Annotated in this window: 20 protein-coding genes; 14 read left to right on the top strand and 6 right to left on the bottom strand. The window is 59.1% G+C overall.

Annotated elements, in window-relative coordinates; translation table 11 throughout:
* Positions 1-17: 17 nt before the first annotated feature.
* A complete protein-coding gene (locus HU718_RS19435; protein WP_116030159.1) occupies positions 18-986 on the bottom strand; it encodes a fimbrial protein in 969 nt (322 codons plus the stop codon).
* Between the two features lie 221 nt (positions 987-1,207).
* Between HU718_RS19435 and HU718_RS19430 the strand changes: the two genes are divergently transcribed.
* The 4 genes from HU718_RS19430 (at position 1,208) to HU718_RS19415 (ending at position 6,037) form a co-directional block, all read left to right on the top strand.
* Complete coding sequence (locus HU718_RS19430) at positions 1,208-1,690, top strand: MarR family winged helix-turn-helix transcriptional regulator (protein WP_077573642.1); 483 nt, start codon at positions 1,208-1,210, stop codon at positions 1,688-1,690.
* Positions 1,680-3,149, top strand: a complete 1,470-nt coding sequence (locus tag HU718_RS19425) for an efflux transporter outer membrane subunit (RefSeq protein ID WP_186616197.1) — start codon at positions 1,680-1,682, stop codon at positions 3,147-3,149. Before HU718_RS19430 ends, HU718_RS19425 begins: the two co-directional genes overlap by 11 nt.
* Before the next feature lie 15 nt (positions 3,150-3,164).
* Positions 3,165-4,367 (top strand): HlyD family secretion protein, encoded by a 1,203-nt coding sequence (locus HU718_RS19420; RefSeq protein WP_008082123.1) that lies wholly within the window; start codon positions 3,165-3,167, stop codon positions 4,365-4,367.
* 140 nt (positions 4,368-4,507) lie between these two features.
* The gene (locus HU718_RS19415) at positions 4,508-6,037 is read left to right on the top strand and encodes a DHA2 family efflux MFS transporter permease subunit (protein WP_064389289.1); all 1,530 of its coding nucleotides are present in this window, start codon (positions 4,508-4,510) and stop codon (positions 6,035-6,037) included.
* Positions 6,038-6,257: 220 nt separating this feature from the next.
* Here the strand turns inward: HU718_RS19415 and lpxH are convergent, their stop codons facing one another.
* Together lpxH and HU718_RS19405 are read right to left on the bottom strand one after the other, a co-directional pair.
* The gene (lpxH, locus tag HU718_RS19410; protein WP_034154735.1) at positions 6,258-7,004 is read right to left on the bottom strand and encodes a UDP-2,3-diacylglucosamine diphosphatase; all 747 of its coding nucleotides are present in this window, start codon (positions 7,002-7,004) and stop codon (positions 6,258-6,260) included.
* On the bottom strand, positions 7,001-7,507 hold the full coding sequence (locus HU718_RS19405; RefSeq protein ID WP_186616196.1) for a peptidylprolyl isomerase: 507 nt from the start codon (positions 7,505-7,507) through the stop codon (positions 7,001-7,003). Before HU718_RS19405 ends, lpxH begins: the two co-directional genes overlap by 4 nt.
* A 251-nt stretch (positions 7,508-7,758) precedes the next feature.
* Between HU718_RS19405 and HU718_RS19400 the strand changes: the two genes are divergently transcribed.
* From HU718_RS19400 to HU718_RS19385, 4 genes are all read left to right on the top strand, one after another.
* Positions 7,759-9,456 (top strand): glutamine--tRNA ligase/YqeY domain fusion protein, encoded by a 1,698-nt coding sequence (locus HU718_RS19400; protein ID WP_034154737.1) that lies wholly within the window; start codon positions 7,759-7,761, stop codon positions 9,454-9,456.
* A gap of 15 nt (positions 9,457-9,471) precedes the next feature.
* Positions 9,472-10,854, top strand: a complete 1,383-nt coding sequence (cysS, locus tag HU718_RS19395) for a cysteine--tRNA ligase (RefSeq protein ID WP_186616195.1) — start codon at positions 9,472-9,474, stop codon at positions 10,852-10,854.
* 453 nt (positions 10,855-11,307) lie between these two features.
* The gene (locus HU718_RS19390) at positions 11,308-12,453 is read left to right on the top strand and encodes an integrase core domain-containing protein (protein WP_186616588.1); all 1,146 of its coding nucleotides are present in this window, start codon (positions 11,308-11,310) and stop codon (positions 12,451-12,453) included.
* A gap of 145 nt (positions 12,454-12,598) precedes the next feature.
* Complete coding sequence (locus HU718_RS19385; RefSeq protein ID WP_186616736.1) at positions 12,599-13,816, top strand: MFS transporter; 1,218 nt, start codon at positions 12,599-12,601, stop codon at positions 13,814-13,816.
* A gap of 176 nt (positions 13,817-13,992) precedes the next feature.
* Here HU718_RS19385 and HU718_RS19380 read toward each other — a convergent pair whose 3' ends face one another.
* A complete protein-coding gene (locus HU718_RS19380; RefSeq protein WP_186616502.1) occupies positions 13,993-15,831 on the bottom strand; it encodes a sigma-54-dependent Fis family transcriptional regulator in 1,839 nt (612 codons plus the stop codon).
* Positions 15,832-16,211: 380 nt separating this feature from the next.
* Here HU718_RS19380 and HU718_RS19375 point away from each other — a divergent pair, with 380 nt between their 5' ends.
* Genes HU718_RS19375 through HU718_RS19350 form a run of 6 tightly spaced genes read left to right on the top strand, consistent with a single transcriptional unit; the run spans position 16,212 to position 22,161 of the window.
* The gene (locus tag HU718_RS19375) at positions 16,212-17,306 is read left to right on the top strand and encodes an ABC transporter ATP-binding protein (protein WP_123450812.1); all 1,095 of its coding nucleotides are present in this window, start codon (positions 16,212-16,214) and stop codon (positions 17,304-17,306) included.
* Positions 17,306-18,415 (top strand): ABC transporter ATP-binding protein, encoded by a 1,110-nt coding sequence (locus tag HU718_RS19370; RefSeq protein WP_186616503.1) that lies wholly within the window; start codon positions 17,306-17,308, stop codon positions 18,413-18,415. The genes HU718_RS19375 and HU718_RS19370 overlap by 1 nt, the downstream gene beginning before the upstream one ends.
* On the top strand, positions 18,412-19,278 hold the full coding sequence (locus HU718_RS19365) for a carbohydrate ABC transporter permease (RefSeq protein ID WP_007912484.1): 867 nt from the start codon (positions 18,412-18,414) through the stop codon (positions 19,276-19,278). Before HU718_RS19370 ends, HU718_RS19365 begins: the two co-directional genes overlap by 4 nt.
* 9 nt (positions 19,279-19,287) lie before the next feature.
* Positions 19,288-20,088 (top strand): carbohydrate ABC transporter permease, encoded by an 801-nt coding sequence (locus HU718_RS19360; RefSeq protein ID WP_090284391.1) that lies wholly within the window; start codon positions 19,288-19,290, stop codon positions 20,086-20,088.
* Between the two features lie 10 nt (positions 20,089-20,098).
* Complete coding sequence (locus tag HU718_RS19355; protein WP_186616504.1) at positions 20,099-20,371, top strand: DUF2160 domain-containing protein; 273 nt, start codon at positions 20,099-20,101, stop codon at positions 20,369-20,371.
* Between the two features lie 47 nt (positions 20,372-20,418).
* Entirely contained in the window at positions 20,419-22,161 is a 1,743-nt protein-coding gene (locus HU718_RS19350; protein WP_123376407.1) for an ABC transporter substrate-binding protein, read from the top strand.
* 263 nt (positions 22,162-22,424) lie between these two features.
* Here HU718_RS19350 and HU718_RS19345 read toward each other — a convergent pair whose 3' ends face one another.
* Together HU718_RS19345 and HU718_RS19340 are read right to left on the bottom strand one after the other, a co-directional pair.
* Positions 22,425-23,858 (bottom strand): heavy metal sensor histidine kinase, encoded by a 1,434-nt coding sequence (locus tag HU718_RS19345; RefSeq protein WP_150708134.1) that lies wholly within the window; start codon positions 23,856-23,858, stop codon positions 22,425-22,427.
* The gene (locus HU718_RS19340; RefSeq protein WP_122661495.1) at positions 23,855-24,529 is read right to left on the bottom strand and encodes a heavy metal response regulator transcription factor; all 675 of its coding nucleotides are present in this window, start codon (positions 24,527-24,529) and stop codon (positions 23,855-23,857) included. Before HU718_RS19340 ends, HU718_RS19345 begins: the two co-directional genes overlap by 4 nt.
* Positions 24,530-24,747: the final 218 nt, after the last annotated feature.

The following is a 24,747-nucleotide window of genomic DNA, read 5'->3' as shown; positions in this document are numbered from 1 at the left end:
GACGATTCTTAAAGACTTCACAAGTAATTGACGATGAAAGTCACTTCGGTATTGGCGCTGCCCGCGCTGAGTTCTTCATTGCCCAGGCGGTAATAAGCGGCTGACAACGGGATCTTGAAGTTGAGCCCGGTGGTGTTGAAAGCATCGAACGGGTAGGTCGTGTCGAAAGCGATCGGCTGGCCCGCTTCATTCATCACTTGCAGGCCGATGCCTTTGGCGGTGGACCCGGCATTCAGTGCGACGATGCCCTTGGTCGCGTCGATCACTGGCGTGTTGGCCTTGAGCGAATAGGTGACTTTCTTGATGCCGGTCTGGCATTGGTTCAGGGCGATATCGAAGCGCACCGTGCGCGGCTTGGCGCCGGCTTCGCGAAATTCATGAAGTTGATAATCGTCGCCCATGGCCACCGGGACGGAAGGTGTCTCGCAGGAGGCGGCGTTCAGTACGATGGGGTTCATCAGGTTGAGTTTTTTCAGGATCAGATCATCGTCCTGCAGGCTGCCCAGATACCCCGCATCGATGTTGACTTTCGACGCCAGCTCGCCGGTCTTGACGATTTCCAGGCGCACCGAGTTTGCACCGAAGCCATAGCTGGTGTTGGGCGGGATGGCCTGCGGCGCTGATTGGTAGCGGTGTAGCGCGGCAAACCAGACCCGGTAGGAAAGCCCGCTTTTGCCTAACGGAAAAAGAGTTTCCGTACCGCTGGCGGTGCCTAACTTCGGATTCATCAGAATGCCGAACATGGACGTCTTTGAGCAGCTCCAGATGTGAGCGGTCGACTGCACGGTGTCCTGATAAACCACGGTGCCATTGGGTGTGTCGGCAGGAATGGTCAGGGTTGAACTGGCCAGGCTGGCGCCGAAGTTGAGCGTGTCGAGTTTTGAGTCGACTACCACACAACTGCCGGCCATCGCGTTCGAAGCGCAGGCAAACAGAGTGACTGCGATAGAGAGCAGGAGCGGGCGGTGGAGTTTGAAACGCTTCATTAGTAGGGCTTTACGTGTCGGCCGATGAGCGGCGTACGTTAGCCACGGCACTCGAGCCTGGACATCAGGCGATTCCTAGAATGCGGTCGCCCATGCAACACAAAAACCCACTCCACTGGTCAACTAATTACCAAGCCTCCTAACTATTCCATTGACATTCGCTGCCTAGGCAGTAACATCTCGACATACATTCACTGCCTAGGCAGTTATTAGGTGAGCAAATGAAGCATTTCACCCCGGACGAATTCAAACATTGCCATCTCGGCCTGTTGCTTGGCCGTGCTGCGCTGCTCAAGGACCGGATCATCGACACTCACATGGAACCCCACGGCATCACCGCCGCGCAGTTTAAGGTGTTGATCATCATGGCTCAGTTCGGCGTCGATACCCCGGCCGAGCTGTGCCGGCATCTGTCGCTGGACAGCGGTTCGATGACGCGCATGCTTGATCGTCTGGAGCAGAAAGGCTTCCTCGCTCGCCAGCGCAGCGAAGGCGATCGCCGTCAGGTGCAACTCAAGCTGACCGAACAAGGCCAGCAACTGGCCGATCGCCTGCCGCACATCGGCGCCGATGCGATGAATGAACTCGCCGGCGCCGTCACTCCGGACGAGTTGAAGACCCTGGAATACATCCTCAAGAAAATCCTGCTGGCAGCCGGTGACCCGATCACCATCCAGCGCTTAGGTGAACACAATGAGCGGTAAAACCTTGCGCAGCAGCCTGACGCTGGTGCTGTCGGCGATGATCCTCGCCGGTTGCGCCAACTACAGTGGCCTCGACACTCAAGGCAAAAGCCTTGATGCGAAAAGCCTGAAAGTCGGCCAATCCCTCAACGGCGTGACCCTGTCGCCAGCCGCATGGCCGAAAAGCGACTGGTGGACCAGCCTCGGCGATCCGCAACTCGACGGCTTGATCCGCGAAGCCCTGCACGACAGCCCGGACATGCAGATCGCTGAAGCCCGCGCGCATCAGGCCAGCGCCGCCGCGTATGCCGCCGATGCCGAACGTTATCCGACCCTCGACGCCAGCGCCGGCATCAGCCGTTCGCGTCTGGCTCGCGATCAGGATCCGCTGGGGCAGGGCGGGGCTTATTCGACGGTGCGCAATATCAGCGCCGGTTTCAATTACAACTTCGATCTGTGGGGCGGTCAGCGCGACGCGTGGGAAGCCGCACTCGGTCAGGCCCGCGCGGCTGAAGTCGACCGTCAGGCTGCAGAGTTGACCCTGGCTGCCGATGTCGCCCGTGCCTACAGCGATCTTGGTCAGGCGCACATCGTTTATGACCTGGCCAACGAAGACCTCAAACGCACCAAGCAGATGCTCGACCTGAGCCAGCGTCGCCTGAGTTCCGGGATCGACAGCCAGTACCAGTTCCAGCAAACGCAAAGTCTGGAAGCCAGTTCCGAAGCCAGCCTGATCGACGCAGAAAAGCGCCTGAACAGCGCCAAGATCGCCTTGGCCGTGCTGCTCGGCAAAGGCCCGGATCGCGGCAACGAAATTGCCCGGCCGAAAGTGCTGCAAGCCAGCGCCGTCGCTGTGCCGTCGGTATTGCCTGCGGAACTGCTCGGTCGGCGCCCGGATCTGGTCGCTGCGCGCTGGCGTGTAGAAGCGGCGAGCAAGGATATCGACTCGGCGAAAACCCAGTTCTATCCGAACCTGAACCTGTCGGCCTCGGCCGGTGCCGAGTCCTTGTTGGGTGATGCGATGTTCGGTTCGGCCAGTCGCTTCTTCAACATTGCCCCGACCATTTCGGTGCCGATCTTCGACGGCGGACGCCTGCGCGCCAACCTCGATGCTCGCGACGCCGATTACGATCTGGCGGTGGCGCAGTACAACAAAAGCCTGGTGAAAGCACTGGGCGATGTCAGCGACACGATCAACCAGTTGTGTGACATCGGCCGGCAAATCGGTGCGCAGCAACACGCCACCGACATCGCTCAGGATTCTTACAACACCGTCGTCCAGCGTTACGGTTCCGGCATCGGCAACTACCTGGACGTGCTCAGCATCGAGCAGCAATTGCTCCAGGCCCAGCGTCAACTGGCCAACCTCAATGCCGAGCAGATCGACCTGTCGATTCAACTGATGCAAGCGCTGGGCGGCGGCTTCCAGGGTGACACCCTGACCGCAGCCAACGCCAGCCCAGCCACGCCGCACAACTAATTCAAGGTAATTGTCATGGCCACTGCCGAAAACACCCAAGCTCAAGGCAACACCCCGGACACCGGCAACCCGCGCAAACGCAAAGTCATGCTGCTGGTGCTGGCTGTTGTGGTTGCACTCGCCTGCGCCGGCGTCTGGGCGTATCACGAATTCATCGGGCGCTTTAACGAAAGCACCGACGACGCCTACGTCAACGGCAACGTCGTCGAAATCACCCCGCTGGTGACCGGCACCGTGGTCAGCATCGGTGCTGACGATGGTGATCTGGTTCACGAAGGTCAGGTGCTGATCAACTTCGACCCGAACGACGCTGAAGTCGGCCTGCAAAGTGCGCAGGCAAAACTGGCGCGCACCGTACGTCAGGTGCGCGGTCTGTACAGCAACGTTGATGGCATGAAAGCCCAGGTCAACGCGCAACAGGCCGAAGTGCAGAAAGCCCAGGACAACTACAACCGCCGGAAAAACCTGGCGCAGGGCGGGGCGATTTCCCAGGAAGAACTGTCCCACGCTCGCGACGACCTGACCTCGGCGCAAAACGCCCTGGCCAACGCCAAGCAGCAACTGAAAACCACCAGCGCGCTGGTCGATGACACCGTGGTGTCGTCGCATCCTGACGTGATGTCGGCCGCCGCCGATCTGCGTCAGGCGTATCTGACCAATGCCCGCAGCACCTTGATCGCGCCGGTCACCGGTTACGTCGCCAAGCGCACCGTGCAACTCGGTCAGCGCGTGCAGCCGGGCACGGCGTTGATGGCGGTGATTCCGCTGGATCAACTGTGGATCGACGCCAACTTCAAGGAAACCCAGTTGCGTGACATGCGCATCGGTCAGCCGGTCGATATCGAATCCGACATCTACGGCAGCGACGTGAAATACAGCGGCACCGTCGACAGCCTCGGCGCTGGCACCGGTAGCGCGTTCGCCCTGCTGCCCGCGCAGAACGCCACCGGTAACTGGATCAAGATCGTTCAGCGTGTGCCGGTGCGCATTCACATCAACGCCGAAGAACTGGCCAAGCATCCGCTGCGCGTTGGTCTGTCGACCAATGTTGAAGTGAACCTGCACGACCAGAGCGGCCCGGTATTGGCGCAGCAGCCTCCACAAAAGGCCTCGTTCAGCACCAACGTCTACGACCGCCAACTGGCCGAAGCCGACGCGATGATTGCGCAGCTGATCCACGACAACAGCGCCGCGGTGAGCAAAACCGCGCAACGCTGAGATCACACCTGACCCTGTGGGAGCGAGCTTGCTCGCGAAAGCGGTGTGTCATTCAGCATTGTTTTGTCTGACAGGCCGCCTTCGCGAGCAAGCTCGCTCCCACAAGAGGGCGGCGTCAACCTGGTTTCATAGGATTCACAATGAGCAATAACGCCTCTTTCACGCCGCCCAGCCTGTTGCTCAGCACCATCGGCCTGTCGCTGGCGACGTTCATGCAAGTGCTCGACACCACCATCGCCAACGTGGCACTGCCGACGATTTCCGGCAACCTGGGGGTGAGTTCGGAGCAGGGCACCTGGGTGATCACTTCGTTCGCCGTGAGCAACGCGATTGCGCTGCCGCTGACCGGTTGGCTCAGCCGCCGTTTCGGCGAGGTGAAGCTGTTTTTGTGGGCCACCATTTTGTTCGTGCTGGCCTCGTTTCTCTGCGGTATCTCGACGTCGATGCCGGAACTGATTGGCTTCCGCGTGCTGCAAGGTCTGGTCGCCGGGCCGCTGTATCCGATGACGCAAACTTTGTTGATCGCGGTGTATCCGCCCGCGAAGCGAGGTATGGCCCTGGCGTTGCTGGCGATGGTCACGGTGGTCGCGCCGATTGCCGGGCCGATTCTTGGCGGCTGGATTACTGACAGTTACAGCTGGCCGTGGATCTTCTTCATCAACGTGCCGATCGGCATCTTTGCGGTGATGGTGGTGCGTTCGCAACTGGCCAAACGTCCGGTGGAAACCAGCCGTCAGCCGATGGATTACGTCGGCCTGATTACGCTGATCATTGGTGTTGGCGCGTTGCAGGTGATCCTCGACAAGGGCAATGACCTGGATTGGTTCGAGTCGAACTTCATCATCATCGGCGCGGCGATTTCGGTGATCGCGCTGGCGGTGTTCGTTATCTGGGAAATGACCGACCAGCATCCGGTGGTCAACCTGCGATTGTTTGCGCACCGTAACTTCCGCATCGGCACGTTGGTGTTGGTGCTGGGTTACGCCGGGTTCTTCGGCATCAACCTGATCCTGCCGCAGTGGTTGCAGACGCAAATGGGCTACACCGCGACCTGGGCCGGTCTGGCCGTCGCGCCGATCGGCATTCTGCCGGTGCTGCTGTCGCCGTTTGTCGGCAAGTACGCGAACAAGTTCGACCTGCGTTTGCTGGCCGGGCTGGCGTTTCTGGCGATTGGTCTGAGTTGCTTCATGCGGGCCGGATTCACCAACGAGGTCGACTTCCAGCATATCGCGCTGGTGCAGTTGTTCATGGGCATTGGTGTGGCGCTGTTCTTTATGCCGACTTTGAGCATTCTGATGTCGGACCTGCCGCCGAGTCAGATTGCCGACGGTGCCGGTCTGGCGACTTTCCTGCGGACGTTGGGCGGTAGCTTTGCGGCGTCGCTGACCACGTGGATCTGGATTCGCCGCGCGGATCAGCATCATGCGTATATGAGTGAGAGCATCAGCACCTTCGAGCCGGCGACGCGCGAGACCTTGAATCACTTGGGCGGGGCGAGCCAATCGGCTTATGCGCAGATGGATCAGATCCTCACCAGTCAGGCGTACATGCTCTCCACCGTGGATTACTTCACGTTGCTGGGCTGGGGGTTCATGGGGTTGATTCTGATTGTGTGGCTGGCGAAACCGCCGTTTGCTGCCAAGGCGGGGCCTGCGGCTTCAGGGCACTAAAGTCAAAAGCCCCTCACCCTAGCCCTCTCCCCGAGGGAGAGGGGACTGACCGAAGTTTTCTTTCGAGGTACGCCGACCTGAGCCACCGAGTTGAACTCCGGTTTGGGGAAAGCATGATTTGAGATTGTGAGTCGATCGCGGGTTTTGAACTGCACTCGGTCGGCTCCCTTTCCCCCTCGCCCCCCTGGGGGAGAGGGCTGGGGTGAGGGGGTGGCGATCTTCAGCCGTGCGGCAAAGCCAGTGGCGGGGCGAAGTCGAACGGCGCCAAGGCATACCCGCTCTCATCCACCTGCAACGCCCAACCCTGCCGATCCCAATCCCCGAGCACAATCCGCTTCGCCGCTTGCTCACCGAGCTGCAACTTGTGGATCGCCGGGCGATGAGTGTGCCCATGAATCAGGGTTTTCACGCCGTATTCCTGCATGATCCGCGGAATCTCCTCAGGCGTGACATCGACAATGTCATTAGCCTTCATCCGCGTCTGCGCCTTGCTCTCGCTGCGCAGTTTGCGCGCCAGTTTGTGGCGGCTGCTCAAGGGCAGGTTACGCAGGATAAACAGGGTGATCGGGTTACGCAGATAACGCCGCAGCTTCATATAGCCGACGTCGCGGGTGCACAGGCTGTCGCCATGCATCAACAGCACGGGCTCGCCGTAAAACTGCACGACACTCGGGTCCTTCAACAACGTACAGCCGGCCTGCTTGCAGAAGGCCTTGCCGAGCATGAAGTCGCGATTGCCGTGCATTAGAAAAATCGCCGTGCCGCTGTCGCTCAATTCGCGCAGGGCCTGGCAGATGGAACGCTGGAAAGGTGTCATGGCGTCGTCGCCAATCCACGCTTCGAAGAAGTCGCCGAGAATGTACAACGCACTCGCCGAGCGGGCGCGTCCGGCGAGCAAATCCAGAAACGCCCGGGTAATGTCCGGGCGCTCCTCTTCCAGATGCAAGTCTGAAATCAGCAATATCACGCTTCGATGATCTCGGCTTTCTCGATGATCACGTCGTCTGCTGGTACGTCCTGGTGGCCGGACTTGGAGGTGGTCGAAACACCTTTGATCTTGTCGACAACGTCGGTGCCAGCGGTCACTTTACCGAATACTGCGTAGCCCCAGCCTTGCACGTTCTTGCCGCTGTGGTTGAGGAAGGTGTTGTCGGCAACGTTGATGAAGAACTGCGCGGAAGCCGAATGCGGCTCCATGGTGCGGGCCATGGCAACGGTGTATTTGTCGTTGGAAAGACCGTTGTCAGCTTCGTTCTGGATGCTTGGACGCTTGTCTTTCTTTTCTTTCATGCCTGGCTCGAAACCGCCGCCCTGGATCATGAAGTTACCGATGACACGGTGGAAAACGGTGTTTTCGTAGTGACCGGCGTTGACGTACTCGATGAAGTTGGCGACGGTGATCGGCGCCTTTTCAGCGTTCAGTTCGATGACGATGTCGCCATGATTGGTGGTCAATTTAACTTGAGTCATGATCGCTACTCTTTATAAGGAATTCGTGGTTTCCGGACACAAAGTCCCGAAACCGGTTCAGCCTGCTTCGGCCAAGGTGCGCAGTTTAGCGTGACAGGCGCGAATTTCGAGGCTGTTTTTCCAAATCCCTGCGATTAAATGCGCTCCTTTATAGGCCGTGCTCTGTCAGCCCCTTGACAGCATCGGCTATGATAGCGGCTTTGTTTTGTCTGGCCCCCTCTGCGGCCGCGCACATGTAAGTCAAGGATCCTATGAGCAAGCCCACTGTCGACCCTACCTCGAATGCCAAGTCCGGCCCTGCCGTGCCGGTCAATTTCCTGCGGCCGATCATCCAGGCAGACCTGGACTCGGGCAAGCACACGCAGATCGTCACCCGTTTCCCGCCTGAGCCCAACGGCTACCTGCACATCGGCCACGCCAAGTCGATCTGCGTGAACTTCGGCCTGGCTCAGGAGTTCGGCGGCGTCACGCACCTGCGTTTCGACGACACCAACCCGGCCAAGGAAGACCAGGAATACATCGACGCGATCGAAAGCGACGTCAAATGGCTGGGCTTCGAGTGGTCCGGCGAAGTGCGCTACGCCTCGCAGTATTTCGACCAGTTGCACGACTGGGCCGTCGAGCTGATCAAGGCCGGCAAGGCCTACGTTGACGACCTGACCCCAGAGCAGGCCAAGGAATACCGTGGCAGCCTGACCGAGCCGGGCAAGAACAGCCCGTTCCGCGACCGTTCGGTAGAAGAAAACCTCGACTGGTTCGCCCGTATGCGCGCCGGTGAGTTCCCGGACGGCGCCCGTGTGCTGCGCGCGAAGATCGACATGGCCTCGCCGAACATGAACCTGCGCGACCCGATCATGTATCGCATCCGTCACGCCCATCACCATCAGACCGGCGACAAGTGGTGCATCTACCCGAACTACGACTTCACCCACGGTCAGTCGGACGCCATCGAAGGCATCACCCACTCGATCTGCACCCTGGAATTCGAAAGCCATCGTCCGCTGTACGAGTGGTTCCTCGACGCGTTGCCAGTGCCGGCGCACCCGCGTCAGTACGAGTTCAGCCGTCTGAACCTCAACTACACCATCACCAGCAAGCGCAAGCTCAAGCAGCTGGTCGATGAAAAGCACGTCAACGGCTGGGACGATCCGCGCATGTCCACGCTGTCGGGCTTCCGCCGCCGTGGTTACACGCCGAAATCGATCCGCAACTTCTGCGAAATGATCGGCACCAACCGTTCCGACGGCGTGGTCGACTTCGGCATGCTCGAGTTCAGCATCCGTGACGACCTCGATCACACCGCACCGCGCGCCATGTGCGTGCTGCGTCCGCTGAAAGTCGTCATCACCAACTACCCGGAAGGCCAGGTCGAGAACCTCGAACTGCCGCGCCACCCGAAAGAAGACATGGGCGTGCGTGCGCTGCCATTCGCCCGGGAAATCTACATCGACCGTGACGATTTCATGGAAGAGCCGCCGAAGGGCTACAAGCGCCTGGAACCGGCCGGTGAAGTGCGTCTGCGCGGCAGCTACGTGATCCGTGCCGACGAAGCGATCAAGGACGCCGATGGCAACATCGTCGAACTGCGTTGCTCGTACGACCCGGAAACCCTCGGCAAGAACCCTGAAGGCCGCAAGGTCAAAGGCGTGATCCACTGGGTGCCGGCCGCGGCCAGCGTCGAGTGCGAAGTGCGTCTGTACGATCGCCTGTTCCGTTCGGCCAACCCTGAGAAGGCCGAAGACAGCGCGAGTTTCCTCGACAACATCAACCCTGATTCGCTGCAGGTACTCACCGGTTGTCGTGCTGAGCCATCGCTTGGCAATGCACAGCCGGAAGACCGTTTCCAGTTCGAGCGCGAAGGTTACTTCGTTGCCGATTTGAAGGACTCGAAACCAGGTCAGCCGGTATTCAACCGTACCGTGACCCTGCGTGATTCGTGGGGCCAGTGATTCAAGGGATTTAACGTGCTAACGATCTACAACACGCTCACCAAGAGCAAAGAAGTCTTCAAGCCGCTGGATGGCAACAAGGTGCGCATGTACGTCTGCGGGATGACCGTGTACGACTACTGCCACCTGGGCCACGGCCGCAGCATGGTCGCGTTCGACCTGGTGACCCGCTGGTTGCGGTTCAGCGGTTACGACCTGACCTATGTGCGCAACATTACCGACATCGACGACAAGATCATCAACCGCGCCAACGAGAACGGTGAATCGTTCGAAGCGTTGACCGATCGCATGATCGCCGCGATGCACGAAGACGAAGCGCGCCTGAACATCAAGAAGCCGGACATGGAGCCGCGCGCCACGGATCATATTCCGGGCATGCACGCGATGATCCAGACCTTGATCGACAAGGGTTACGCCTACGCCCCGGGCAACGGCGACGTGTACTACCGCGTCGCCAAGTTCATGGGCTACGGCAAACTGTCGCGCAAGAAAATCGAAGACCTGCGCATCGGCGCCCGCATCGAAGTCGACGAGTCGAAACAGGACCCGCTCGACTTCGTGCTGTGGAAAGCCGCCAAACCGGGTGAGCCGAGCTGGGAATCGCCATGGGGCGCCGGGCGTCCGGGCTGGCACATCGAGTGCTCGGTGATGTCCACCTGCTGCCTCGGCGAGACCTTCGACATTCATGGCGGCGGCAGCGACCTCGAGTTCCCGCACCACGAAAACGAAATCGCCCAGAGCGAAGCGGCCACCGGCAAGACCTACGCCAACGCGTGGATGCATTGCGGCATGATTCGCATCAATGGCGAGAAGATGTCCAAGTCCTTGAACAACTTCTTCACCATTCGCGACGTGCTGGAAAAGTACCACCCGGAAGTCGTGCGTTACCTGCTGGTGTCGAGCCACTACCGCAGCGCGATCAACTACTCGGAAGACAACCTCAAGGACGCCAAAGGGGCGTTGGAGCGTTTCTACCATGCTTTGAAAGGCCTGCCGACCGTGGCACCGGCGGGCGGCGAAGCCTTCGTCGAGCGTTTCACCACGGTGATGAACGACGACTTCGGTACGCCGGAAGCTTGTGCCGTGCTGTTTGAGATGGTGCGTGAGATCAACCGTCTGCGCGAGAGCGATCTTGATGCGGCGGCGGGTCTGGCGGCACGTCTGAAAGAGCTGGCGAGTGTGTTGGGTGTGTTGCAGCTCGAAGCCGATGACTTTTTGCAGGCGGGCGCTGAAGGGCGTGTCGATGCGGCAGAGGTTGATGCGCTGATTGCGGCGCGTCTGGCGGCGCGTGCGGGTAAGGATTGGGCTGAGTCGGATCGTATTCGTGATCAGCTCACCGCTATGGGTGTTGTGTTGGAAGACGGCAAGGGTGGTACTACTTGGCGTCTGGCTGACTGATTGTCTTATCGGCTTTAAAACAAAACCCGCCTTGTGCGGGTTTTTGTTTGGTCGCGAGAAAGAGCCCCTCACCCTAACCCTCTCCCGGAGGGAGAGGGGACCGATTGGGGGATGTTCAGGAAATACACCGACTTGAACGTGCTGCTTTGAATCCATAATCGACTGGTTTTTTCAGGTCGATGTACAACGCCAGACACCTTGGTCAGCTCCCTCTCCCTCTGGGAGAGGGCTGGGGTGAGGGGAATGGCGTCAAAGAGATCCTCCGACCTCAATGCACCGTACTAAATCCATAACCGACTAGGTCTTTCAGGTCGCTGCACAACGCCAGACACCTCGGTCAACGCCCTCTCCCCCCGGGAGAGGGCTGGGGTGGGTAAAGACCGGGTACATCCTTTACGTTTGAGACCGGGGACATGGTTTACAGGTATTAATCATGGTCAGGAGGTGCTGACCATGCCCTGGAATCAAGAGTCCCCAATGGATCAACGAGTGAAGTTAGTCAGTGACTGGCTTGGCGGCAGCTACACCAAGAGCCAATTAAGCCGGCGCTATGGCGTCAGCCGTCCAACCATCGACAAATGGCTGGAACGATATGCAGCGTTGGGCGTAGATGGCTTGAAAGAGCAATCGCGCAAGCCGTTGAACTGTCCTCATCAAACGCCCGACGAAATCATTGCCACGCTGCTGGCCAAGAAAAACGAACATCCCGATCGGGGACCCAAGCAGATCATTGGTCGCCTGCGCGATTCCGATCCGCATATCCAATGGCCGGCGGCGAGTACCGCCGGGGAGTGGTTGAAGAAAGCTGGTTTGGTGGTGGCGCGACGGCCCTATCCCCCGCGTCCCCGTGCTCCAACACATTTGCGTCCGGTCGACGCGCCCAACCAGACTTGGTGTGCTGATTACAAAGGGCAGTTCAAAATGCAGGACGGTAATTGGTGCTATCCGCTGACCATTACCGATCAGATGAGCCGTTTTTTATTCGTCTGTCGCGCTTTGCCCAGTACGCACGGAGCGCCTACGCGGGAAGGCTTCGAGTGGGCTTTTCGAGAATATGGGCTGCCGGATGTGATCCGCACTGACAATGGCGCTCCTTTTGCGTCGACAGGTCTGGCGCGACTTTCGAAGTTATCGGTTTGGTTCATCAGGCTTGGAATCCATGTCGAAACGATTACGCCTGGCCGTCCCGACCAAAATGGTCGACATGAACGGATGCATCGAACGCTAAAGGCAGCAGTGCCACCGGCGGAAAACCTGGTGCGCCAGCAGTTGGCTTTTCAGGACTTCATCCAAGACTTCAACCACCACCGACCGCACACCGCGCTGGGCATGAAACCGCCGGCATCTGTCTATAGCCCGTCGACACGCGCTTATCCCGGTTACTTGCCTGCGCTTGAATACGGTTCCGATGTTGAAGTGCGCAAGGTTCGGTCAAATGGGGAAATTAAATGGAAAGGACAGCTGATTTTTCTAGGAGAGGCTCTGATTGGAGAGGACATCGCGCTGAAGGAAGTGGCTGATGACGCTTGGGAACTGTACCTTTGCAGCCACTGTTTAGGCAGGCTTGAAAGCGGCGCAAAACGCGTTTCAAGCCTGTAAAGGTGTAAACGATGTCCCCGGTCTAATTTGTAAAGGATGTACCGGTCTCTACAGTGAGGGTTGCTTTTGGCGTTCGCGTAGGTCTTGATGTCGGCAACGCGTTCAGCCGGATGCTGAGCGGTGACGATCATGTAAGGGAAACACCATGGCCAATCACTATCGCGAACTGCTAACGACCCCCGGCGCCACCGGGCTAGTGCTCGCGAGTTCTATCGCACGCTTGCCGCAGGCAATGATCGGCATTGGCATCATCACCATGCTGGTCCAGCAAACCGGGGTTTACTGGCTGGCCGGCACCGTCGCCGGGACGTTCACCCTGGCCAATGCACTGCTCGGCCCTTACATCTCGAGACTGGTCGACCAACATGGCCAGAGTCGCGTACTGCCCGTCGTCACCGCGTTCAGCATTGCCATGCTGCTGGCGCTGATCACCGCCGTCTACTTGCGCGCTCCAGCCGCACTGCTGTTTGTTCTGGCGGCACTGGCGGGGACGATGCCGAGCATGCCGTCGATGATCCGCGCGCGATGGTCGCAGTTGTTCCGGGGCAAGCCGCAGTTGCACACGGCGTTCTCGCTGGACACGGTCCTCACCGAAATGGCCTACATTATCGGCCCGCCGCTGGCGATTGGCTTGAGCGTTAGTTTTTTTGCCGAGGCCGGGCCACTGGTCGCGGTCGGGCTGCTGGCCGTCGGAGTCACGGCGTTTCTCCTGCAACGCCAGACTGAACCCAAGGTTGTCGTGGGTCACGCCAGCCATAGCGGCTCGACCTTGCTGATCCCTGGTGTGCGCACCATTGTCCTCGCGTTGTTGGCGATGGGGGTCATTGGCGGAGCAATCGATGTGGCTGTTGTGGCTTTCGCCAATGCACAAGGCTGGCCAGCGTCGGCGACTTTCATCCTCGCTGCTTATGCGTTCGGTTCACTGGTGGCGGGTTTGACGTTCGGTGCGCTGAGGCTTTCTCTGGCGATCGAAAAACAGTTCCTGATCGGGATATTGGTCACGGCGTTCACCGGCGTTTTGCCTGTTTTTGCAACGGATGTTTATGTGCTGACAGCGGCGCTGTTTATCGCCGGCATCTCGTTTGCGCCGACGATGGTCGTGGTCATGAAGCTGGGGACGATCATCATCCCGCCGTCGCGGATCACCGAAGGGCTGACGTGGATGACCACGGGTATAAGCATCGGCGTCGCGCTGGGCGGCATGCTGGCGGGGCTGGTCATTGATGCGTGGGGTGCGCGGGCGGGATTCGGCGTGGCCATTGGTGCAGGGATCATGATGGTGGTTGTTGTGTTGTTGGGGCTGCGGACATTGGAGGCGGCTTCGGTTGCGCATGTTGAGCCGGAATTTTCGCCCTCACCCTAGCCCTCTCCCGCAGGAGAGGGGACTGATTGGGGGATGTTCACGAGATACGCCGACCTGAACGTGCTGCTTTGAATCCATAATCGACTGGTTTTTTCAGGTCGATGTACAACGCCAGACACCTCGGTCGGCTCCCTCTACCTCCGGGAGAGGGCTGGGGTGAGGGGAACGGGATTCACTCAACCCTCAATCTGCCGCAGCCGCTTGTAAAGCGTGTTCCGACTCACCCCCAACCGCCGTGCCAAGTGCGAAATATTCCCCCCAGCCGCTTTCAACTCCCGGTTCAACGCCTCGACATCATTCAAATCAACCCCCAACGGCGCCGCGCTCTCCACCGGTTCCATCTCCAGATCGACAAAAAAATCATCCGGCAAATGCTCCAGCCTCACCGGCTGCTCCTCAGCCATCGCCAACGCCACCTGCATCACGCTACTGACCTGACGCAAATTCCCCGGCCACGGATGACGGCTGAACAACTCCAACACTTCCTGGCTCAACCCCGCCCACTGCGTCGGCTCACGATGCTGTTCCCACAGTCGTTTAAACAACGCCTCCTTATCACTGCGCTCCCGCAGCGGCGGTAGCTCCAGCGTCAACCCACCAATGCGGTAATACAAATCCTCACGAAACCGGCCCAATTGCACTTGCTCGCGCAACGAACGGTTAGTCGCCGAGATAATCCGCAAATCCACCGCAAACAACTCGCTGCTGCCCACCGGTTGTACACAACGCTCCTGCAACACCCGAAGTAACCGCGCCTGCGTCGGCAGCGGCATATCGCCAATTTCATCAAGGAACAGCGTGCCTTTATCCGCCTTGCGAATCAGGCCGATGCTGCCTTTCTGGTTGGCGCCGGTGAACGCGCCTTTCTCGTAACCGAATAACTCGGACTCGACCAGTTCGGCGGGGATCGCCGCGCAGTTGACGGCGATAAATGCCTGTTTACTGCGGGAGCTTGCTTGATGAAGGGCTTTGACGAAAACTTCCTTGCCAACCCCGGTTTCGCCATGGATCAGCAACGGAATGTCTTTCTCCAGCAAACGCTCAGCCTGACGCACGGCTTTTTCCACGCGAGCGTCGCCGAAGTGCAGAGTGTTGAGGCTGATGGGGGTGGGCGCGGCGGTTTTCGGTTCAGCAGCAAACACGCGCGGCTGAATCGACGCCTGCTTCGGCCGCTTCAACAAACACTGAAAGCGGTTACGCCCGGAGGTCTGCAAGGCGAACGGCAACCCGTCCGGCTGGTTGATCAACTCCAGCAGCGACACCTTGAACAGACTTTCAACGCTGACCCGCGACAAACGCAGGCCGAGCAGATTGTCGGCGCGGCGATTGGCCGACAGCACCTGTCCGCTCTCATCAAAAATCAACAACCCGGCCCACTGACTGTCGAGGTTGTTCAACCCGGTGTTGAAGGTCAGCTGAAAATGCTGGCCGTGAAACAGATTGAGGATCAGCCGGTTCTCCACGGTCTGGCTCATCATCTTGACCATGCCCAAAGTGTGCGAGGGCGGCAGATAGCTGTCGCTGGACACGTCGAGCACGGCAATGACCTTGCGCTCAGCGTCGAAAATCGGCGCGGCGGAACCGGTCATGAAACGGTTGGCTTTCAGAAAGTGTTCATCGTGTTCGATATGCACCGCTTGTTCACAGGCCAGTGCCGTGCCGATCGCATTGGTGCCGCTGCAGCGCTCCATCCAGCTCGCCCCAGCCTGAAAACCCCGGGCCAGATTCGGCTCGATAAAGCGCTGCGTGCCCCACGAGGTCAGGACCTGGCCCTGATTGTCGGCGAGCATGATCAGGCAGTTGGAATTGCTGAGGATGTTTTCGTAATAGGGCAGGACTTCCTGGTGCGTGGTCTGCACCAGCGAATGATGGCTGTCGAGCAACTGCGCGATGCCGGCGGCGGGCAGTTGATCGAAGGCCGGCGTGCTTTGGTGGTCAAGACCGAACGCGCGGCAACGTTGCCAGGAAGTCTGGACGATCGCGTCGTGGGACAGCGGCGGGGCAGGTGCGGCCATGGCAGTGGGCCTCTGATGCAGCGATTTTTATTGTTGTTATGAACCCGATCTTTGAAACCAACACCGATCCCTGTAGGAGTGAGCCTGCTCGCGATAGCGGTCTATCAGACAAAATTGCATTGACTGACACACCGCTATCGCGAGCAGGCTCACTCCTACAGGGATCTTCGGCGTCCATGAGATCGGGCAAAAAGCGTTCATAGAGTGTTGTTCACTATTGTTCATTGTCAATCGCCCGACTGTTCAAATGTGTTCAGCAATGAACGCCTGTTCCCCGCGCTTTCAACGATTTTCACGCCAAATCAACCACTTGCCATTTCTGGCACGAAACTCGCTCCCGTGCACAGGTCGCTTGACTCCAATAATAAAAAGGCCGAGCCATGTCACTCACCCTGGAGCACGTCAGCCGTACCGTCGAGGGCCAGACCTGGATCGACGATGCGTGCCTGAAATTCGAACCCGGTTCTTTCAACGTTTTGCTCGGCCGCACGCTGTCCGGCAAAACCAGCCTCATGCGTTTAATGGCCGGGCTCGATAAGCCCGACAGCGGTCGCATCCTGATGAACGGCGTCGACGTCACCCAACGCCCGGTGCGTCTGCGCAACGTATCGATGGTCTATCAGCAGTTCATCAACTACCCGACCATGACCGTGTTCGAGAACATCGCCTCGCCGCTGCGTCAGGCCGGTGTCTCGAAAGAGATCATCCACAGCAAAGTGCAGGAAACCGCGAAGATGCTGCGCATCGAGAAGTTTCTGCAGCGCTATCCGCTGGAGCTGTCCGGCGGTCAACAGCAACGCACGGCCATGGCTCGCGCGCTGGTCAAGGATGCCGAGCTGATCCTCTTCGATGAGCCGCTGGTCAACCTCGATTACAAACTGCGCGAAGAGCTGCGCCAGGAAATGCGCGAGCTGTTCAAGGCGCGCCACACCATCGCCATCTACGCCACCACCGAACCCAACGAAGCGCTGGCACTGGGCGGCACCACGACGATTCTTCACGAAGGCCGGGTGATTCAGAGCGGCCCGTCGACTTCGGTGTATCACCAGCCGCAAAGCGTGCTTGCGGCGGAATTGTTTTCCGAGCCACCGATCAACCTGATGCCGGGGCGCATTGCTGGCAATGAAGTGAGTTTTGCCAACTTCGTACACTTCCCGTTGAACGTCGATCTGCGTCCGGTGGGCGAGGGCGAGTTCCGTTTCGGCGTGCGTCCCAGCCACATCTCGCTGGTGCCGAGCAACGATGACGACCTCGAACTGGCGGTCACCGTCGAAGTCGCCGAGATCAGCGGTTCGGAAACCTTCCTGCACGTGCGCAACGAGCATTTCCTGCTGGTGCTGCACTTGCCCGGCGTTCACGAATACGACGTCGATGCGCCGATCCGCATTTACATCCCGACCCATAAACTGTTCGTTTTCGATGCGCAGGGCCGTCTGGTGCAAGCACCGGGCCGGCGTGTCGCGAGGGTTGCCTGATGGCCGAAATCCGTTTACAGCACCTCGCCCACAGCTACAGCAAAACCCCGAGCGGCGCCGAGGATTATGCGATCCGCGAGATGGATCACGTCTGGGAGCAGGGCGGCGCCTACGCCTTGCTCGGGCCGTCGGGTTGCGGCAAGTCAACTTTGCTCAACATCATTTCCGGCCTGCTCAGCCCTTCGCAGGGCCATGTGCTGTTCGATGGCAAAGCGGTCAACGACCTGACGCCGGAGAAGCGCAACATCGCCCAGGTTTTCCAGTTTCCGGTGGTCTACGACACCATGACCGTGTTCGATAACCTCGCGTTTCCCCTGCGAAATCAGGGCATGGCCGAGGCGAAAGTGCACAGCAAGGTGCAGGAAATTGCCGAAGTCCTCGACCTGCAAAACCTCCTGAGCAAGAAGGCGCGCAACCTCACCGCCGACGAAAAACAGAAAGTCTCGATGGGCCGTGGCCTGGTCCGCGACGACGTTTCCGCAATCCTGTTCGACGAGCCGCTGACGGTGATCGATCCGCACCTGAAGTGGAAGCTGCGGCGCAAGCTCAAGCAGATTCACGAGCAGTTCAACATCACCATGGTCTACGTCACCCACGATCAACTCGAGGCCTCGACCTTCGCCGACAAGATCGCGGTGATGTACGGCGGCCAGATCGTCCAGTTCGGCACGCCACGGGAACTGTTCGAGCGGCCGAGCCACACCTTTGTCGGCTATTTCATCGGCAGCCCGGGGATGAACCTGATCGAGGTGCAGCCGCAGCCCGGTGGCGTCGGGTTCGCCTCGACGCACCTGCCGTTGTCCGACGCCATGCAGCGACATATCGAACACGGCCAATGGAAAAATCTGAAGGTCGGCATCCGCCCCGAGTTTGTTCATGTGTGGGACGAGCCGTTTGATGACGCGATGCAGGCCAGGGTCGTACACGTCGAAGACCTCGGCACCTACAAGATCATGACCCTCGACCTCGACGGCGCACCGCTGAAAGTGCGGCTGGCCGAAGACAAACCGGTGCCGCAAGGCACGGCGTACATCAGTTTCCCGGCGCAGTGGCTGATGGTCTATGCCGATGAATTTCTGCTGGAAGCCGACGAAGAGGTGCAGCCATGAACAAGGTGCAGAACAACAAAGCCTGGTGGCTGGTGTTGCCGGTGTTCCTGCTGGTGGCGTTCAGTGCGGTGATCCCGATGATGACCGTGGTCAACTATTCGGTGCAGGACATCTTCGACCAGTCCAGCCGCTACTTCGTCGGCGCGGACTGGTACAAGCAAGTGCTGCTCGACCCGCGTCTGCACGACTCGTTGCTGCGTCAGTTTATCTACTCGGCGTGCGTGTTGTTGATTGAAATTCCGCTGGGCATTGCCGTTGCCCTGACCATGCCAACCAAGGGTCGCTGGTCGTCGGTGGTGCTGATCATTCTGGCGATTCCGCTGCTGATTCCGTGGAACGTGGTCGGTACGATCTGGCAGATTTTCGGCCGCGCGGACATTGGTTTGCTGGGGTCGAGCCTCAACGCCATGGGCATCAGTTACAACTACGCGGCCAACACCATGGACGCCTGGGTGACGGTGCTGGTGATGGACGTCTGGCACTGGACTTCGTTGGTGGCGTTGTTGTGCTTCTCCGGTTTGCGCGCGATTCCCGATGTGTACTACCAGGCTGCGCGCATTGATCGGGCCTCGGCCTGGGCGGTGTTCAGGCACATTCAGTTGCCCAAGCTGAAGAGCGTGCTGCTGATCGCGGTGATGCTGCGCTTCATGGACAGTTTCATGATCTACACCGAGCCGTTCGTGCTCACCGGCGGCGGGCCGGGTAACGCCACGACCTTCTTGAGTCAGACGTTGACCCAGATGGCCGTAGGGCAATTCGACCTCGGTCCGGCAGCGGCGTTCTCGCTGGTGTACTTCCTGATCATCCTGTTGGTGTCCTGGCTGTTCTACACCGCCATGACGCACTCCGACGCCAACCGCTGAGGCCCGGCCATGAGCAAGAGAAAGCTGATTCCGTTGCTGGTGTACATCCTGTTCCTGCTGGTGCCGATCTACTGGCTACTGAACATGTCCTTCAAGAGCAACACCGAAATCCTCGGCGGCCTGACGCTTTTCCCACAGGCCTTTACGCTGGCGAACTACAAGGTGATCTTCACCGATCCGAGCTGGTACACCGGTTATCTGAACTCGCTGTATTACGTGAGTTTGAACACGGTGATCTCGCTGAGCGTGGCGTTGCCGGCGGCGTATGCGTTTTCGCGCTATCGTTTTCTCGGCGACAAGCACCTGTTTTTCTGGCTGCTGACCAACCGCATGGCGCCGCCGGCGGTGTTTCTGCTGCCGTTCTTTCAGTTGTATTCGTCGATCGGTCTGTTCGATACGCACATCGCCGTGGCGTTGGCGCATTGCCTGTTTAACGTGCCGTTGGCGGTGTGGATTCTCGAAGGGTTCATGTCTGGGGTTCCCAAGGAAATTGACGAAACCGCCTACATCGACGGCTACAGTTTCCCCAAGTTCTTCGTGAAGATTTTCATCCCGTTGATCGGTTCCGGGATCGGTGTCACGGCGTTTTTCTGCTTTATGTTTTCCTGGGTCGAACTGCTGCTCGCGCGCACGTTGACTTCGGTCAACGCCAAGCCGATTGCGGCGGTGATGACGCGCACGGTGTCCGCTTCGGGCATTGATTGGGGCGTGCTGGCGGCGGCGGGGGTGTTGACCATTCTGCCGGGCATGCTGGTGATCTGGTTTGTTCGCAACCACGTGGCCAAGGGCTTTGCCCTCGGTCGGGTCTGAGGAGGTGATGATGGAATGGATGAGCTGGACCACGCCTACCGCAGCATTCTTCATCGTCATCGGCCTGATTCTGGTCGGTATGATCACGTGGGAGTTGCGTTCGCCGAGCATCCTGCGGCGAGGTTTTCTGCCGATTGCCACCACCCGTGGTGATCGTTTGTTTATCGGTCTTCTCGGCAGCGCCTACCTGCATTTGCTGGTGATCGGCGCCACCGACTGGAGCATCTGGGTGGCGTCCGCGTTGTCCCTGGTGTGGCTGTTGGCTGTGATGCGTTGGGGCTAGTCGAGTCGTTCGGCAACGCGGCTCCACAACTTAAACAGGAGGTCTCTATGTTCGACAAAAACAATAAGCTGCGACATAGCATTTCATTGGCAGCCATGCTGGCACTCAGCGGTTTGAGCGCCGCCGCGTGGGCCGATGCCTACGAGGACGCGGCGAAAAAATGGATCGGCAGTGAATTCAAACCGTCGACCCTGACGGCCGAGCAGCAACTCGAAGAACTGAAGTGGTTCATCAAGGCCGCCGAGCCGTTTCGCGGCATGGACATCAAGGTCGTTTCCGAGACCCTGACCACCCACGAATACGAGTCGAAAGTGCTGGCCAAGGCGTTCAGCGAAATCACCGGGATCAAACTCACCCACGACCTGCTGCAAGAAGGCGATGTGGTCGAGAAAATGCAGACGGTGATGCAGTCGGACAAGAACATCTATGACGGCTGGGTCAACGACTCGGACTTGATCGGTACGCACTTTCGCTACGGCAAGACCGAATCGATCACCGACCTGATGGCCAACGAAGGCAAGAACTTCACCTCGCCAACCCTCGATATCAAGGACTTCATCGGCATCTCATTCACCACCGCGCCGGACGGCAAGATCTATCAATTGCCCGACCAGCAATTCGCCAACCTCTACTGGTTCCGCGCCGACTGGTTCGAGCGCGCCGATCTGAAAGCCAAGTTCAAGGAAAAGTACGGCTACGAATTGGGCGTGCCGGTGAACTGGTCAGCTTATGAAGACATCGCCAAATTCTTCAGCGAAGACGTCAAGGAAATCGACGGCAAGCGCGTGTACGGGCACATGGATTACGGCAAGAAAGACCCGTCGCTGGGCTGGCGTTTCACCGATGCCTGGTTCTCCATGGCCGGTGGCGGCGACAAAGGCATCCCGAATGGTTTGCCGGTGGACGAGTGGGGGATTCGCGTCGAGGATTGCCACCCGGTCGGCTCCAGTGTGACCCGTGGCGGCGATACCAACGGCCCGGCCGCGGTGTTCGCCACCACCAAGTATGTCGACTGGCTGAAGAAATACGCGCCACCGGAAGCGGCGGGCATGACCTTCTCCGAGTCCGGTCCGGTGCCGTCGCAGGGCAACATTGCTCAGCAGATTTTCTGGTACACCGCGTTCACCGCCGACATGACCAAACCGGGCCTGCCGGTGGTCAACGCCGACGGCACGCCGAAATGGCGCATGGCGCCATCGCCACGCGGGCCGTATTGGGAGGAGGGCATGAAGCTCGGTTATCAGGACGTGGGTTCGTGGACGTTCATGAAATCCACGCCTGAGAAACAGAAGCTGGCAGCGTGGCTGTACGCGCAGTTTGTGACCTCGAAAACCGTGTCGCTGAAGAAAACCATCGTCGGCCTGACGCCGATTCGTGAGTCGGACATCAACTCGCAGGCGATGACTGATCTGGCGCCGAAACTCGGTGGCCTGGTCGAGTTCTACCGCAGCCCGGCCCGCGTGCAATGGACTCCGACCGGGACCAACGTGCCGGATTATCCGCGTCTGGCGCAACTGTGGTGGAGCCATATCGCCGAAGCGGCCAGCGGCGAGAAGACCCCGCAACAGGCGCTGGATGGCTTGGCCAAGGACCAGGACGCGATCATGACGCGTCTGGAACGCTCCAAGGCTCAGGCCGTTTGTGCTCCGAAGATGAACCCGGAGCGCGATGCGCAATACTGGTTTGATCAACCGGGCGCACCGAAACCGAAACTGGCTAACGAGAAACCGAAGGGCGAGACCGTGAGCTACAACGAACTGCTGAAATCCTGGGCGGATGCGCGTAAGTAAAAGCTGAAATGTGAAAGGCGAACGGCACCGCAAGGTGCCGTTTTTGTTGGTGCCTGATTTACCGCTTTCGCGAGCAGGCTCGCTCCCACAGGTTTCTGCGTCGCTCACAAATTCCGAGTGCACCCGAAACCACTGTGGGAGCTTGCCTGCAAGCGATTGCTTACTGACATTCAACATGGATATCGCCTGCCCCACCGCCATCGCTGGCAAGCCAGGCTCCCACAGGTTTTTTTAGTGTTCACAAGATTCGGATACCCCGCAAATCACTGTGGGAGCTTGCCTGCAAGCGATGGGGCCATTGGCGGCACCGCAGGAAACCCAAGCCGGAACACGGTCATCGCACCCGGCAAACTCTTCACCTCCGCCACGCCCTGATGCAGGCTCATGATCGAACGGACGATGGCCAGTCCCAACCCGGTGCTGCCCTGCGAGCGCGAGCGGCTGCTGTCGACGCGGTAGAAGCGGTCGAACAGATGTGGCAAATGCTGCGCTTCAATCCCGGCGCCGGGGTTGCTGACCAGCAGGGATGCCTGCGCTGCGCTCTGCTCAATCAGCAACGTCACGGTTTTCCCATTCGGGCAATGACGCAACGCGTTGGACAGCAGATTGGAAATCGCTCGCTGAATCATCAACCGGTCGCCCAGCACCGAGGCACTGCCAAGCACATTCAAATGAATCTGCTTGTCCTGCGCCGACAACGAAAACATCTCCGCCACCTTCGCCACTTCAACTTCTAGCGCCACCGCTTCAAACGGCGCCAGCGCCGACGGATGACTGACCTGCGCCAGAAACAGCATGTCCGAAACAATCCGCGCCACGCGCTCCAACTCCTCGGTGCAGGACACCAGCACGTCCTTGTATTCCTCGGTCGTGCGTTCGCGGGACAAGGTCACCTGCGCCTTGCCCATCAGATTGTTGATCGGCGTGCGCAGCTCATGCGCCAGGTCATCGGAGAACTGCGACAACTGCTGCACCCCGGCATCGAGTCGATGCAGCATGAAGTTGATGCCTTGCGCCAGTTCGCTCAGTTCCTGAGGCATGTTCACCACCGACAATCGATGCTCCAGGTCCTGGGTCGAGACCATCGCCGCCACCTTGCGAAACTCACGCAGCGGCGCCAAACCACGCTGCACCGCGCCCCACGCAGTGAGGCCGATAAACACCAGCAACAACGGCAAGGCAATCAGCGTCGAGCGCAGGTAGGCGCTGAGGAGGGCCTCATCGTGGGCGTTATCCACGGACAGCAGCACCGGCACGCTGCTGCTGTCCTTGAGACGAATCAGCTTGGACACGGTGAGGAATTTCGCGCCTTCAGCATCCAGGCTGTCGGAATACGCCAGTTGATCAGTGGTCGCGCGCACTGCTTTCAATTCAACCCGTGGATCAGTCAGACCGCTACCGGATTTGAGCAGCGGCGAGCGCAAATTCAAACGGTCATAAATCGTCAAAGTGAGGTTGTCATGGCCCATCACCTGATCCAGAAGGATATGCGGCTTGCCGGTGATTTCATTGGCATCGACGTACAGCGACAGGCTGTGCTCCACCTGCGCCATCTTCTTTTCCAGACTGTCTCTGGCAAGCGAATTCAGCTCATGGGTCAACGCGAAATAGGCAAGGATCGCGAGGAACACCACCAGCAGCGCGCCGAGAACACTCACTGTCAAACCCAAGCGCATCGACAGGCTGGAAGGCTTCATTCCCGCGCCTCCAGCACATAGCCGACACCGCGCAGGGTGTGGATCAACTTGCTGTCGAAAGGGTCGTCGATCTTCGCCCGCAAGCGGCGGATCGACACTTCGACCACGTTGGTGTCGCAATCGAAATTCATGTCCCACACCAACGAGATGATTTGTGTGCGCGTCAGCACTTCGCCGGACTGGCGCATCAGCAGATGCAGCAGGGCGAATTCCTTGGTGGTCAGGTCAATACGCTGCGCACCACGAAACGCGCGATGGCGGCCCGGATCGAGCTCCAGATCAGCCACTTTCAGCACCTGCGGCACCGGGATGTTTTCGCTGCGGCGCATCAATGTGCGCACCCGCGCCAGCAGTTCGGGGAACTCGAACGGCTTGACCAGATAATCGTCGGCGCCCAGATCGAGGCCGCGAATCTTGTCGGCCAAACGCCCGCGCGCGGTGAGCATCATCACTCGTGTGGAATGAGTGCGACGCAACTGTTCCAGCACACCCCAGCCATCCAGTTCCGGCAGGTTTACGTCGAGAATAATCAGGTCATAGGTCTGCTGTTGCGCCAGGTGCAGGCCATCGGCACCGGTGGCGGCGTGGTCAACGACATAACCACTTTCGGTCAAACCCTGATGCAAGTATTCGGCAGCTTTAAGCTCGTCCTCGACGACAAGGATTCGCATGATCTTTCACCACTTTTATTTAATGGGTATTTAATTTCGGTGACTGGGAAAGTTATTGTTTTTGTAAGGTCTTCCGGACGTTGTTCAATAACGATAAGAAGCCCCTCACCCTAACCCTCTCCCAGAGGGAGAGGGGACTAAACGTGGGATGCTTCAGAACTGCACCGACGTGGAACATCTTTACGGAATCCATAGTCGACTTGATTTAACAGGTCGAT

The organism is Pseudomonas tensinigenes, from assembly GCF_014268445.2.
GTDB classification, from domain to species: domain Bacteria; phylum Pseudomonadota; class Gammaproteobacteria; order Pseudomonadales; family Pseudomonadaceae; genus Aquipseudomonas; species Aquipseudomonas tensinigenes.
The sequence above is the reverse complement of the archived record's forward strand: the minus strand, read 5'-3'. Positions and strand labels throughout refer to the sequence as shown.